Genomic DNA, 13,506 nt, shown 5'->3' on the forward strand with positions numbered 1-13,506 from the left:
GCCGAGGTTAGTCTCCGCTTAAACCAACGCGGGTGATCTGTAGGATCATCTCCACCATTTTCTTGGCCTGCACCATACCACTGCCGATGGATTTGCACTCCATAAATAATTTGGGCATCAGCTTTTTATGGATATCCTTCTCAATATTTTGCGGGCTGATGGAGTGCTCCATTACGGACTGGGCAACCATTGTATCGATCTCGAAGGCCAGCTTGATCCACTTATCCTGCACCTGGCTATCACCAACCGCAAAAACCTCCGGCAGGTTTTTCTTGAATACACCAAAATAGGCCTGGGCGTGGCGGTTATCGGCAAAGGCATTGGGGATTTCGTCCAGGCTGCGGGCTTTTACCTGGGCTTCCAGCGCTTCGAACAGTAAGTACTGCTTGTGTGGGTGATCGAACAGTTTTTCCGCCTCCTCAATCGCTTGTAGCAGTAACTTCGAGAAGGCCTCCTGGGCATAGGGGTCGTCGCGCAACTCCTGTTCGATCATGCGGGTGACGCGGGTTTTGATAATATCGGTTTCGTTGCGGGTTTTGTCCTCCCCCCAATCTTCAGGCCGCTCCGCCTTGCCCATTTTATTGACTTCGTATTTACCCTCGGGCTCTAAGATTTCCACGCCCACCACATGCTTATCCAACAGGTTTTTTACCTGGGCCGCGTACTGGTCATAGTCCACAGAGATTCCGGTTTGCTGTAGCGCCCATTGGCGCAAACTGGCAAATTGTTTAACCGTCTGTTTGTAGTGCTGGCGATCACTGTCGCTAAAGCTTTTGTCCTCGAAGAAGGTGGCCGATTGCAAGGCTACTTTCAGGCAGGTGGTGAAGTGGGTGAGTGCCTCGTAGAAATCTTCCCGCACTTTCAGATTCACATCGACCAGTTCACCGTTGCGCAGTTCTATCCTTGGTACCACAACACTCTCTAACTGCCTAGGATCCTGCTTATTTTTCACACCGGCGAAAATGCCCCAAAGGTTTTTATACAGCAGGGGCAGGCGCTTGTACTCGCTGCTCATGGGGCTATAGAGCCCGGCAATATCGTCGATGTCGTAACCGCCCTGGGTGCGCGCGGCCAGATCCTGGTATTTCTGCATGGTGGTATCCAGTTCTGCCAGGATGCCCCGGTAATCGATTAGCAGGCCAAATTTTTTATCTGGGTGCAGGCGGTTGACTCGCGCGATCGCCTGGATCAAGTTGTGTTCCTTGAGCGGCTTATCGATATACAGCACCGTATTCTTGGGCTCATCGAATCCGGTCAGTAGTTTGTCCACCACAATCAGCAGTTTCAGGGAGTCGTCTTTATCGAAGCGCTCAATCACTCCCTGGGTGTAGCGCTGTTCATTTTGCGAGCCCACATTGTCTTTCCACCACTTCACTACCTCCGGCATAGAGGACTCATCTACCGCCTCGTTGCCCTCGCGGGTATCCGGTGCACTGATCACTACCGCTGATTCAAATTTCTGCGCTTCTGGCCAGTGCTGTTGGGCCTCATCCAGGTACTTTTTATATTGGATGGCAGTGGCTTTGCTATCGCAGGCCAGTTGGCCCTTTAAACCCGCATCGATATTTTTAACAAAATGGGTGGCGATATCTGTGGCAATCAGTCGAATGCGGTCGTCGGCGGTGTAAATCTCTCCCTTACGGGCAAACTTGCGCTTTAAATCTGCCTGCTGCTCCTCGCTCAAGCCCACCGTAATGCGCTCAAACCAGCGGTCAATTGCGCGCTCGTTAACATTCAGGTCCGGGATACGCTCTTCGTACAGCAGTGGCGTTACGGTGCGGTCCTCCACCGCGCGCTGCATGGTATAGGCGTGGACTATGGGGCCGAATTTATTGGTGGTTTTGTCGCCTTTCAGCAGGGGCGTGCCGGTAAAGGCCACAAAGGCGGCATTGGGCAGGGCCTGGCGCATACGGATATGGTTTTCGCCGCCCTGGCTGCGGTGGCCCTCGTCGATCAGCACAATCAGGTCTGCACTGTCGTTGCGGCATTCCGGCAGGGCAGTGGCGCCGGTAAATTTTTGCACCAGCGAGAAGATAATCCGCTCATTGCCGCTGCCAATCTGCTGGGCCAAACGCTTGCCGGAAGTAGCCATGGCCGCTTCCTTATCTTTCTTGCCTGCCAGTTCTCCACCGCTGGCAAAGGTATTGCTGAGCTGGCGCTCCAGATCCACCCGGTCGGTGACAATAACCAGGCGGCTCTGTTTGAGACTCGGCTGGAAGATCAGCGCCTTGCTTAAAAACACCATGGTGAAGGATTTGCCGGAGCCGGTGGTATGCCAGATCACACCGCCCTCCCGCGCGCCGTCATTGCCGCGTTGGGCAATGCGCTCCAACAGTCGTTTGATACCGAATACCTGCTGATACCGGGCGACGATTTTGCCGGCCTTTTTATCGAACAGGGTGAAGTAACGGACCATCTCCAGCAGTCGCTGGGGCGATAGCAAGCTGATTAGCAACCGATCCTGGCCGCCCAGGGCCAGCTCGCCGCCGGCGATCAGGGTCTGGTACCAGTCCAGATCTGATGGGGAGCGCTGTTTAAACAGAGTTTGGATTTGTTCGCTGGAAAGGGGGCGGTTTTTGATCGCCAGCATTTCCTCATCGGCGATATCTTCCTCGCGCCAGGCCGCCCAGAATTTTGCCGGCGTGTTACAAGTGCCGTAGCGTCCCTCGGCACCGTTGACTGACAATAATAGTTGGCTGTAGGCGAACAATTGTGGGATTTCATCGGGGCGCTGGTTGCGCAGGCTCTGGGAGATACCCTCGTCAATAGAGGGCCCTTTCTTGCCATCCGGGCGCTTGGCCTCGATCACTACCAGGGGAATACCGTTGACGAAACACACCATATCCGGGCGGCGGGTCTCTACGCCGCTGGCGCGGGTTACGCTGAATTCCTCGGTAAAGGCAAAGTGATTGTTTTCGATGGTGTGCCAGTCGATCAGGGCAATCGTGGGGGTGGCTTTTTTGCCATCGACAAATTCGGTCACCGAAATGCCGTAGAGCAGGTGGTTGTACAGCTCTTCATTGGCTGCTAGCAGCCCTTTGTTAAGCGCTGGGTTGCACACTATGCCAATCAAGTGGTCGATGGATTTTTGTGAGAGCGGCTGCTCTTTACCGGCAAAATGGAAGGTCCGCTTGCCCAGCTCCCGGCGCAGTATCTCCGTGAGTACCACTTGGTCCTGGCGCCCACTACGGGCTGCATTGGCCTCGGTGGGAGGCAAAAACGACCAGCCCAGTTTGCATAACAGGGCCAGGGCGGGGATCTTTGCGGCGTATTCTTCTTGGAATTTCGGTACTGCTGTGTAATCCATTTCCACGGTAATGCATGTCTCCAAAGGGAAATCCATTTTTATTGGGATAAAAGTGTCTCTGTTTCCGGGCTGTGGAGCAAGCCGGGAAAATACGCTTGCCAATCTCCGGCTACTAACTGCTGGCTATGCAGATTAAAAGGCAGCGCCCAAAGATGTAGGTTGTCGGAAAAACTAAAGCGCGGCAGGGGTTGGTAAAAATCCCCATGGGCGGGAAAGATCAGGGCCATATGGCCGTGGCCGTCCATGTAATAGTTGCCATAGGCAAAGAGCTGGTAGAGATCGGCCTGGCTCAGTTTGTACTTAGTGCTGCTATTACTGGCGTGGCCATTTAATAATTTCCACTTGCTATCCATTACGGCCACTTGTGGGCGACCTCCTCCGGTTGTGTCACTTTCCAGCAACAAATCCGGGCGAAGTTGAAACCAGCGGCCATCCGTTTCTGTGCCCTTGGGTTTGTGGTTTAACAGGTATTGACTGCTTGCCTGGGTGCGCAGGCGAGTGCCGGGTGGCAATGCCTGTTGCAGGCTGTGCGCCACATAATTTTCAAATAACCGCTCCATGGGGAAGAGCAGGGCGATACCGCGATGCTCGCCCTGGGTAAAACTGGCGTTGAGGTTTTGTAAAATTAAACGGCACCAGGGTTTGACCGCCTCATAGCTTTGCATCAACCGGTCCGAGCGCCATTTTGGCAGTTCGGCCAGTGGTGCCGGGCTTGCCGGCACCGCCGCCATTTGGTGATTTAAGCTATTGGCCAAGCGCCAGTTATCGGCAGTGGCGCAGAGCTTCAGGGTAATTTCCAGGGCGCTTTTGAGCAGGCGGTTTTCACGGATTTGAGGACTGAAAATATCGTGCTCAATATGGAACCAGGTGGCCCTGTCCGGCGTTTGTTGTGCCTGCCGGGCTAGGTTGAGACGGCCACGAATAAACCGGCTCTCCTCCGCCCGGCGCTGGTAGTCACTGCGCAGCCCGCGTTTTAACAGCCGGCTCAGGGCTTGCAAGAACTGTGAAAAAATCCACTCGTGCAGGGGCAGCGGTTGCTGCTGCAAATCGGCCGGGCCGGCACTGCGGGGGGTAATTCTCAGGCTGATGGCGAGCATTTTCTGCAATAGTTGCCGGCTCCGCTGCGCTTCGGTGGCAGAGGGGGGTTGCCGGTGGGTTTTCGGCAGGATTTCGATGGCTTCCCCTGTGGGGCTTTGCAGAAACCCCACATAGCTGCCCAGTTGGATGCTGTGGGCGCCGCTATCCCGAATAAAACGACTACCTTGGCTCTGCCCCAGTTCCCGCAGCCATGCCAGGGTTTGTGCCGTAACCCGCGCACTATCCAGGCTGGCGAAGCTGGTTTGATCGCTTTGCAGAGTGGCGTACTCGCGAACCTGGATCATACCGCTACTTCGCTTTCGGCTTCTTCCAATGCTGGCGACTTCGGTGATGTAGTGGCGGTAGCTGGGGGCAGTATGCCGCGATAGGCATCGGCTTGGATAAAGGCCTCTGAATTGAGGGAAAAACGCCGCTCATTGATTTGGCTGGCGATATCCGCAGGGAATAATTCGTTTAAAGGTTGTTGGCCACCCTCAATAATAAAGCGGTTGTGCGGATGTTTCGCCGGGTCATTAAGTACCCAGCCGATGCGCTGCCAGTCATCGAAAAAATACTCTTGTAATAGCGGCAGTATCTGCTGCTGGAAAATAGTGGCCAGTTTACTTTCGCGCTCTTCTAAAGGAAGACTGCACAGAGGCAAAAAGTAGCTGTGGCCAATCAGGTGATCCCGATCTAACAGTGCCTCGATACGCTGGTTTAGGGTTGTGAGCAACTCACCGATATCAATACCGTAAACCTGTGTACCTGCCAATAATTCAGGATTGGGGGGCATTTCTACAAAGCTAAAGCGGCGGCGCAGGGCCAGGTCCAGTTGAGCCAGGGATTTATCGGCGGTGTTCATGGTGCCGATTACGTACACATTGGGCGGCACGGAGAAGGTTTTTTTGGAGTAGGGCAGTATCACTTCGCGGGCATCCTTGGCACCCTTGCGCTTGGCAGGTTCCAGCAGGGTGATCAGTTCACCAAAAATCCGCGAAATATTGCCGCGATTGATTTCGTCGATAATCAAAACCAATGGCTTTTGCTGTGGCTCGCTAATATCTTGCGGTGCCAATAGCTCTGCAAGTTTGTCTATATCAATGGTGGAAGGACGCAGCTCGTAGAGTGTCATTTGTGAGAGTGCTTTTTTAAACAGTTGCTCACGGGGTAGGCTGGGTTCGTACTGCCGGTGCCATTTTACCGGGCGCGCCTGCTGGTAACCGGTGCGCTCATCGGTTTCCAGGCGTTGGTAGTCGCCGGTGATTTCCGCAATTGCGCGAAACTTGCGGTTGCCATCGGAAATAACCACCAAATCCCCAACTCGAAGAGTATTGCGGAAGTTATGTACAGCAGTGATGGGGTAGTCAGACTGCTGAATCTCTAGGCTATTGGCCGTCTCAAACTGTTTGCGCACGGAATCGCGGCTAGTACAGCGAGAAAAATCGATACTCTCGCCATAGCCCAACAAGACATAATTATTTTCCAAGCACTCCTGATAAATATCGTCGTTGTCCTCCAGGGTATTGCCCAGGGACATTTTCCAAAAACGGCGGCCATTAAGGTCAATCTGTTCGCCGCTCTGGCGGGTAATTTTGGAATCGGCGGACTCACATAACTCCTTAAATACACCGTCCTGAACGGAATAATTTAGTTGCCCGTTGTCACTACTCTCCGCGCGGATACCCTCAATAAAGTCCTCGTAGGCAAAACTCTGGTGAAAGGTGGTAAAGACAATGCGTTTTTCTGTAACCAGTTTATCGTATTTTTGCTTCAGAGAGTCATAAGATGGGGAGCCATCTTGCTCGTCAGACTGTATTTGGTACCACTCCGGCTCAGTAATTTTTACAGCCAAATCGATAGTATTAAAGGTCTTGCCAGTGCCGGGAGGGCCGTAAAGGATTTGATTCAAGGGTATGTGTCTGACTGACTCTACTACCTCTACTTCATCTTCAGTATGCGCATTATCTTTAGTCGACGATACTTTTTCTTTACTGGGTTTGATCCCTAACTTGTCATCAAATAACGCTTTCATAAACCCGAATGGAGTGAGGTCCGGATTTAAATTTTCTTTAGCCAGCTGATAGTATTGGATAAGCTGGCGCATACGCGCAAAAGGCTGGTTTTCTGCTGGAATATCCTTTTTAGGATGGCCCAGAGCCTCTAAAAAATGACCCAAGTGTTTGCTAGAGGAAATGGGAATAATAGTGTCTGGATGATAAGCAGCAAAAACTCTTAGTTTCCGCCCTTCGCCCATCATATGTAATGGTTCTACCCCTGCTTTAGAAAAAATTTCTGTATTATTGTCGAGCCAACCATAGTCGCCCTTTGCATTCGCAATGACACCATGTAATTTTAGAGTGTACTTAAGAGCCTCTTCTGGCCCCATATGCATAAGGTTACGATGAACAAAAAAATCCCCACTCCTATCCTTGTACAGGACGTGACCGCGAGCCGTGCCAGGAGAATAGCGGCCTAACGCTTTTTCCAGGCCTCGTTCCAGCCACCAGCAAAAATTCCCCTGCTGCGCATCCCTACCCATGCAGTATTGGTCCAAAGTTAGATTTCCTATCTCCTCAGCGGGGAATTTGGTTATAAATTTTTTGTGGCTTTCACGGTCTCCGGTATCCTTTGTGTAGAGATCGTCACCGTTTATTATTTTTCCAAGACGAGTAAATACACCTGGTTTAAAGTTGTAGTCCATTATCAAACCTTTTTTCTATTTTATTCTGGTTATTTCCCTTTCCAGCATTGAAAACTGGTTTTCTCTCTTACTTCTAGTTGGGTAAATTAAGAGATTGGATAGCAGTTTTTAGAAACAGGATCAATGAGTTGAGGGTTTCCATTTCTGTCTGGTGATGGTTAATGCAAACAACAGCGCTTAAACTTTTTACCGCTGCCACAGGGGCAGGGGTTGTTGCGGCCGGTTTTGGGGTCGGCTCGATGGGGGGCTGTTGCAGGCTCCGGGCCGCGCTGTTGCAGCCAGTGGTGGTGCAGAGCGCGGGCGGCGGGTTCTATTTGGGTGACGGTCTGCTGATACTCGGCCTTCGTCAAGCCCCCTAGGTAATCGAAATGTTCCTCGCGGGCGTGCAGGGCGATGGCTTGCAGTTGGGCGTCAAGTTCTGCGGGCAGGCTGGGCCACTGGCCCAGATCCACACCCTGCATATAGCCGAAACACCATTCCCCAGGGAAGGTAAAAGAGGCTTCGCCATCTTTCTCAGCGATATTGAATAGGGCCTGGAACTCTTCGGGGGCATCCGTTAGCACCATGGCATTACTGTTCATCAACTGGAATAGCAGCGCCATAAAGCGCTGCATCTCCTCCTCGGACTCCCATTCGGGCTCGTTGCCGGGGCCGCCCCAGAGGGCGGAGAACCAGCGGCTGGGGGGAATCATTTCCGGGCCGGACACCAGGGCGGTGAGAAAGCCATCCAGTTCGCAGATATCCAGCACTGAATCGTCGTTGCCGTATTTGAGCAGCACGTCCTCAATAAATTCCAGATCGGCTTCACTGATGGGCGTGTCGAGATTGAGGGTTTCGCTAAATGTCATTGGACTTCCTCTATCTGGACCCGGCGCTTGCCGGTGAGCAGCTGCTGCATCAGGGCTTTTTTCTCCTGCTTTAGGTAGTCGAGTTTTTGTTGCAGGGTTTCGATTTCTAAATCGCAGTTATTTAAAATAGCGGCTATTTTCTTTTGTTCTTCTAAGCTAGGGCAATAAATACATAACCCCGCAACATCCGAAGAGTTAATTGCAGGGTAGTTCGTTCCTACAACAAGTGCGTTTATTTGCCCCGTTATGTGCGCACTGAATAGATAGTGATAAATATAGTCACTGTGAGCATTAATTTTCGGAGTGAGGACGGCAAATCCAGTTGATGCTATACAGTTGTTGTGTTGCTCTGTAATTCGGGCAAAACCTTGCAGGTTAGGGCGTACAGTAGAAAGCAGAATATCCCCCTGCTGTACTTTCCTTCGTGCTCGACTTGGTGATTCGCCAAACTTATACTTTTCTAAGTCCTTGCTGATTCTCCCGGGCTCAACATCTGATAAGGAAATATACTCAAATTCTAAATCAGTAGCCGTTTTTGAGTTTAGGCTTCTTGAGTCGATTTTAGTTAAGTCGGAGAGATGGTATCTCGTAAATTTACCTGAGAAGTGAGATGTACACTTTTTGCCGGTCAGCAGTTGCTGCATCAGGGCCTTTTTCTGCTGGCGGCTGTTGGCGAGCAGTTCTTCGGTGGTATCGATGGCCTTATCCCAGGTGGATAGGATTTGGGCGATCTTTTTTTGTTCGGGGAGTGGTGGAAAGACACATTTAATCCCGTGAACATTATTCCTGTTAAGAGTTGGAACAGAGGATGCTTCATCAAGTCTTTCAAGTCTTAAATACTTAAGAAAATACTCAATGTACTTAATGTTATTGCCTTTAAAGTCTTTCACCCATAACGTTGTGTCATGTGGCCAAAAGTCTTCATTAATTAGGTATACGGGCCCAACACTTCCTTTTCGGCCTGTCACTATTCCAGGGCCTTTAACTTTTGACTCATTGTGGAAGTAGGCAAAACCAGAAGAAGAAATTACAGGTATATTTCCATCAATGGCATCCTTTTTAGTAAGGTCAAAGCCTCTTTGGAGGAATAAAAAATCTTTAACTTGGCCATTGAGCCACCCCCTAGGCACCATAACCCAACTCCTGCAAATACTGCTCCATTTCCCCTTCCAGCTCGTTTAACTGAGCTTTCAGCTGCTGCCGCTCGGCACGCACGGCCAGCAGGTCGATCTCTTCCTCCTCTTCGAAGGTATCCACATAGCGGGGGATATTCAGGTTGTAGTCGTTATCCTGAATTTCCTTGTGGCTGGCCACATAGGCGTATTTGTCCAGGTCGGCGCCCTGGCGGTAGGTGGCGACTACCTTGTCGATATTGTCCTGGGTGAGCAGGTTCTGGTTTTTACCCGCTTTAAATTCCCGCGAGGCGTCGATAAACATCACGCTGTCGTCCTGCTTGTCGCGGGCGAAGATCAGGATGGCGGCGGGGATGCCGGTGCCGTAAAAGAGTTTTTCCGGCAGGCCGATCACTGCGTCCAGCAGGTTCTCCTCGATCAGCTGCTTGCGGATCTTGCCCTCGGCGGCGCCCCGGAACAGCACACCGTGGGGCACCACCACGCCCATGCGCCCGCTCTTGGGATTGAGGGTTTCGATCATATGCAGGATAAAGGCGTAGTCCCCTTTGGTTTTCGGCGGTACACCGCGATTAAAGCGGCCGAAGGGGTCGTTGCCGGCTTCGTCGTGGCCCCATTTGTCCAGGGAGAAGGGCGGGTTGGCGGTGACGATATCGAACAGGTCCAGGTGGCCGTTTTTGTCCAGCAACTTGGGATTGCGAATGGTATCGCCCCATTCGATTTTGTGGTTGTCCTCGCCGTGCAGGAACATATTCATCTTGGCCAGAGACCAGGTGGAGCCGATGGCTTCCTGGCCGTAGAGCTCGTACTGCTTGCTGTCGTGGTGTTCCCGCACCTTGCGCCCGCACTTCATCAGCAGGGAGGCGGAGCCGCAGGTAGGATCGCAGATACGGTCGCCGGGGCGGGGGTCGAGCAGTTCGGCGATCAGTTCGGACACTTCCGGTGGGGTGTAGAACTCGCCGGCCTTCTGACCGCCGCTGGCGGCGAAGTTCTTGATCAGGTATTCGTAGCCGTTGCCGATCACATCCAGGTTGCCCACGCGGCTGGGGCGCAGATTCAGTTCGGTTTTGGCGAAGTCTTCCAGCAGGTGGCGCAGGATGGTGTTCTTCTGCTTCTCCTCGCCCAGCTTATCGGTATTGAAGGAGATATCCTGGAACACGCTCTTGCCGGCGTCCTTGAGCTTGGTGCCGTTGGCTTCTTCGATGGCGTGCAGGGCCTGATCGATACGCTCGCCATTGTTGGGCTCAAAGCGGTGCTCGTACAGGGTGTAGAAGCTGGCACTCTGCGGCAGCACAAAGCGCTCGCTCTTCATCATCTCCTCGATCAGCTCCGGCTCGTTGCCGTAAGTTTCCACATACTCCTCGTAGTGGTCCTGCCAGACATCGGAGATGTACTTGAGGAACAGCATGGTGAGGATAAAGTCTTTGTAGGTATCGGCGCTGATGGTGCCGCGAAAGGTGTCGCAGGCATTCCACAGGGCCTTGTTGATGCTGTCCTGGCTGATTTGTTCGGCGGCGCTATTGCTGCTCATGGGGTGCTTCTTGTCCTTGGTGTACTGCTGGGGCGCTGTGGCCCAGTCGAATTCGGTTTGCGCTGGCATTGCTACAGGTGTTGTCGTAGGTGTTGCTGCTGGTATTGTTTCTCGGCCTCTGCGCGGTGGCGCCCATTATACGCATGGTAGGCGCTGCAACTGCTTGGCAATCAGGATAGTGAGAGCCAATCCAGCGCAGATCTCTGGCATCCGGGCATCCGGGCATCCGGGCATCCGGGCAGCCGGGTTATTTGGGGGCTGCTCGCCCTGGCTGTGGCGATGTTGATTGAGCGGTCGGGTGGCGTCAAGGGCATTTATACTCTGGGCGCTTTGAAGTAAAAGCAGCTTCAACAGAGGGCGTGATAGCTGGTTAATACGTAATGATCACAGTCTGATTTTCTGGTTGTTTTTTGATCTTCTGTAGTGAGCCTTCCGAATGGTTGGGCTGGGATGGCTAATCTATAAAAAGCCCTGTGCGTTAAAGGACTTTTGAGCTACTACTGGCGCCAGAGCAGTGGTTGCGTAGGAAATGGTAAAACTGTAATTGAGCTTGGCGGCGGCTTGCTAGCAGGGGGAAGGGGTTAAATATGATTCGGCATATTACAAGTATCTTGGCGAGCGTGGCTCTTTGGCTCTGTGGGAGTATGAGCCTGGCTGAGACGGAGCAAAATAAAGGAAAGTATCTTGGGGCCTTTAATGATCCGGTGGCTTATTGTCGAGTTGTGGTCAACGCAGATAACCCGGAAGAACCCTATATAGGCCCCGCAAAACCGCAGATGGTGTTAACGGGTATTTACCTGGCGGCTGGTATTTCTGCGGGCGCCCCGAGGGATTGGGTTGCGGGGGGCACCTTTTGGCGCTGTATGGATGGCGGAGTCTATGCGTGTTTTATCGGTGCCAATCTTCCCTGCAAGGAAAAGGCGAATACTTCGAAGGAGCCGAGTGAAGCGATTACTGCTTACTGTAAGAGCAACCCTGCATCTAAATCTATACCGGCAGTTGTAACTGGCCGGGTGACTATCTATGAATGGCACTGTGAGAATAGCGTTCCAGAAATTACCCGACAGGCGCTGCAAGTAGATAAGCGGGGCTTTATCGCGAATTACTGGTATCGGATGGATAGACCGTGATAAATAGATATCATCGATAGAGTGGCTTGTCTTATGCAAATTGAGAGCCACTGCCACCGAGGTGGAAAAAATGCAAAGCCATTGTGAAATGCGGCCAAACTATTTTGGCGCTCAAATAATTGGTGCCAGTGCCCAATAAGGCTTCAACAGTGGGGTGTTACTCCCCGCTGCTCTTGAGGCCTTAAAAACCCACTAACCCCATTTCTTACCTGAAAATGGATTTGTTACTAGTGGATCGGAGAAAGAAAACGTTGGACCCGGGGCACGCTGTGAATACATCCCTGTGCGCTCGTAATCGGTATTCATGTTTTAAACGCTTCCTGTTCTTTCACTCTGCTTTTTTAGTAAGAAACAAGCCCACTAATTTCACTCTTAGATCTACTCGTTATCCAGTTTTTTTGCGAGTTTATGGCCTTCATCGGAGTCCCCAAGTTTCCAATAGCTGGAGATATAAATATGGGTTTTGGGGATTTCTTTTTCCTGCTTAAAGAATTTCCGTAACTGACGCATGCTATTAAATTCGCAAGCGGCCCAGACGGCGGCTTGACCTTGGGGCCAAGGCAGTGCCTGAATTTTAGGCAGGAGCATCTCTCCGGTGGGGAGGGGATTTACCACCCAGTGCAGTTGCAGGTTTTTTGGGTGTTTGAGTAGCTGAATATCAGATTCGCTTTGGACCTCTATCACCGCATATCCACTGGCCTCATCAGGTAATTGGGCCAGGTTAACGCTGATAGCGGGTAGGGCGGTCATATCTCCGACAAGCAGAAACCAGTCGGCCTCAAGGTTAACCAGCTTCTTAGGGCCTGGTCCTCCTATCTGAATACAGTCTCCAGGTTGTGCATTGGCCGCCCAATTTGAGGCCGGTCCTTGATTTTCATGCAAAGCGAAGTCGATATCGATTTCTGTCTGCCGTTGGTGCCTGATGGTATAGCTTCTCATTAGCGGGCGTTTACCTTCGCCCTTAGGGAAAACCAGTTTTACATAGGCACTTTCCTGGTCACTGGGAAAGGATTCAAACCCATCGCCGCCCAGAGTGATACGTAACATATGTTTTGAGATTTTTGTGGAGCGCAAAACGACCAGCTCTCGTGTGCGTTTTTCAGCCATAGTATTTAGGCTCCTTAATCTGAAGTAGAGTGTTCGGTCAGGTTCTCGATCATAACGCTGGCGATATGGGCAAAAGTTTTTAGTTCTTTTTCGCTCAGGTTGTGGGTCATTGCAGCGATAACTTCTGTTTCCAGGTTATTCACTTTTTCAAGAATTTTTTTTCCTGCTGCTGTGGGGGTAAGGAATTGACTACGGCGATCATCGGGGTTATCGGTTTTATTGATGAGTGCGGAATGAACCAACTCATTGAGTACCCGTGTAATTTGGGCCTTGTCCTGATTCATTCGCAGAGCGATTGACCGCGCGGTACTCTGCGGATATTTGCCTATTCCCTTGAGCACGCGAATATGATTTACCGGGAGGTCAATTTCTTGCTCCTGAATACGGGCTCGCAGCTGTCTTTTGTAGGCGTGGATCAGCTGGTGCAGGATTTCATTGGCTGGGTAGCTCACAGTGATACCGCATTAGATTGATTGACTTTGTCAACTTTATTTTAAATGGTTGATAGTGTCAACTAATCTGAATGGCATCGCGTTAGAGTCGAGAGAGGATTTTCCGTAGAAGGCAAAATTAGGGGGTGAAGTTCGCAGCAAGCCCGAGCCTTAGGGAGTAATATTTGCAAACTTAAAATCGGATAAAGGGGAGGGGGAACCCCTCCCCAGTAACAGTAGGAAT

General features: G+C 51.6%; 10 protein-coding genes. 1 reads left to right on the plus strand and 9 read right to left on the minus strand.

Translation table 11 applies throughout. The features are described from left to right. Window positions 1-7: 7 nt before the first annotated feature. From ACJJI7_RS15735 to ACJJI7_RS15765, 7 genes are all read right to left on the minus strand, one after another. Complete coding sequence (locus ACJJI7_RS15735) at window positions 8-3,331, minus strand: type I restriction endonuclease subunit R (protein WP_444901763.1); 3,324 nt, start codon at window positions 3,329-3,331, stop codon at window positions 8-10. A gap of 14 nt (window positions 3,332-3,345) precedes the next feature. Next, complete coding sequence (locus tag ACJJI7_RS15740; RefSeq protein ID WP_444901762.1) at window positions 3,346-4,689, minus strand: McrC family protein; 1,344 nt, start codon at window positions 4,687-4,689, stop codon at window positions 3,346-3,348. Next, entirely contained in the window at window positions 4,686-7,085 is a 2,400-nt protein-coding gene (locus tag ACJJI7_RS15745) for a DUF8426 domain-containing protein (RefSeq protein ID WP_444901761.1), read from the minus strand. The genes ACJJI7_RS15740 and ACJJI7_RS15745 overlap by 4 nt, the downstream gene beginning before the upstream one ends. A 158-nt stretch (window positions 7,086-7,243) precedes the next feature. Continuing rightward, complete coding sequence (locus ACJJI7_RS15750; protein WP_444901760.1) at window positions 7,244-7,933, minus strand: UPF0149 family protein; 690 nt, start codon at window positions 7,931-7,933, stop codon at window positions 7,244-7,246. Then, entirely contained in the window at window positions 7,930-9,066 is a 1,137-nt protein-coding gene (locus ACJJI7_RS15755) for a restriction endonuclease subunit S (protein ID WP_444901759.1), read from the minus strand. Before ACJJI7_RS15755 ends, ACJJI7_RS15750 begins: the two co-directional genes overlap by 4 nt. After that, on the minus strand, window positions 9,056-10,594 hold the full coding sequence (locus ACJJI7_RS15760) for a type I restriction-modification system subunit M (protein WP_444901758.1): 1,539 nt from the start codon (window positions 10,592-10,594) through the stop codon (window positions 9,056-9,058). Before ACJJI7_RS15760 ends, ACJJI7_RS15755 begins: the two co-directional genes overlap by 11 nt. Beyond that, window positions 10,581-10,820 carry a hypothetical protein gene (locus ACJJI7_RS15765; protein WP_444901757.1) on the minus strand — a complete coding sequence of 80 codons (240 nt, stop codon included), beginning with the start codon at window positions 10,818-10,820 and terminating at the stop codon, window positions 10,581-10,583. The genes ACJJI7_RS15760 and ACJJI7_RS15765 overlap by 14 nt, the downstream gene beginning before the upstream one ends. 361 nt (window positions 10,821-11,181) lie before the next feature. On the opposite strand from ACJJI7_RS15765, the gene ACJJI7_RS15770 reads away from it, so the two are divergent. Then, window positions 11,182-11,724 carry a hypothetical protein gene (locus tag ACJJI7_RS15770; RefSeq protein WP_444901756.1) on the plus strand — a complete coding sequence of 181 codons (543 nt, stop codon included), beginning with the start codon at window positions 11,182-11,184 and terminating at the stop codon, window positions 11,722-11,724. A 378-nt stretch (window positions 11,725-12,102) separates the two neighbouring features. On the opposite strand, the gene ACJJI7_RS15775 is transcribed toward ACJJI7_RS15770, so the two are convergent. Together ACJJI7_RS15775 and ACJJI7_RS15780 are read right to left on the minus strand one after the other, a co-directional pair. Then, on the minus strand, window positions 12,103-12,831 hold the full coding sequence (locus ACJJI7_RS15775) for a siderophore-interacting protein (RefSeq protein WP_020415048.1): 729 nt from the start codon (window positions 12,829-12,831) through the stop codon (window positions 12,103-12,105). Between the two features lie 14 nt (window positions 12,832-12,845). Continuing rightward, a complete protein-coding gene (locus tag ACJJI7_RS15780; protein ID WP_020415049.1) occupies window positions 12,846-13,283 on the minus strand; it encodes a MarR family winged helix-turn-helix transcriptional regulator in 438 nt (145 codons plus the stop codon). Window positions 13,284-13,506 lie beyond the last annotated feature (223 nt).

The organism is Microbulbifer variabilis (genome assembly GCF_056232115.1).

Coding starts and splice junctions, on each gene's coding strand:
- ACJJI7_RS15740 (WP_444901762.1), bottom strand. CDS start 4,689: ATGATCCAGGTTCGCGAGTACGCCACTCTGCAAAGCGATCAAACCAGC.
- ACJJI7_RS15745 (WP_444901761.1), bottom strand. CDS start 7,085: ATGGACTACAACTTTAAACCAGGTGTATTTACTCGTCTTGGAAAAATA.
- ACJJI7_RS15750 (WP_444901760.1), bottom strand. CDS start 7,933: ATGACATTTAGCGAAACCCTCAATCTCGACACGCCCATCAGTGAAGCC.
- ACJJI7_RS15755 (WP_444901759.1), bottom strand. CDS start 9,066: ATGGTGCCTAGGGGGTGGCTCAATGGCCAAGTTAAAGATTTTTTATTC.
- ACJJI7_RS15760 (WP_444901758.1), bottom strand. CDS start 10,594: ATGAGCAGCAATAGCGCCGCCGAACAAATCAGCCAGGACAGCATCAAC.
- ACJJI7_RS15765 (WP_444901757.1), bottom strand. CDS start 10,820: ATGCCCGGATGCCCGGATGCCAGAGATCTGCGCTGGATTGGCTCTCAC.
- ACJJI7_RS15770 (WP_444901756.1), top strand. CDS start 11,182: ATGATTCGGCATATTACAAGTATCTTGGCGAGCGTGGCTCTTTGGCTC.
- ACJJI7_RS15775 (WP_020415048.1), bottom strand. CDS start 12,831: ATGGCTGAAAAACGCACACGAGAGCTGGTCGTTTTGCGCTCCACAAAA.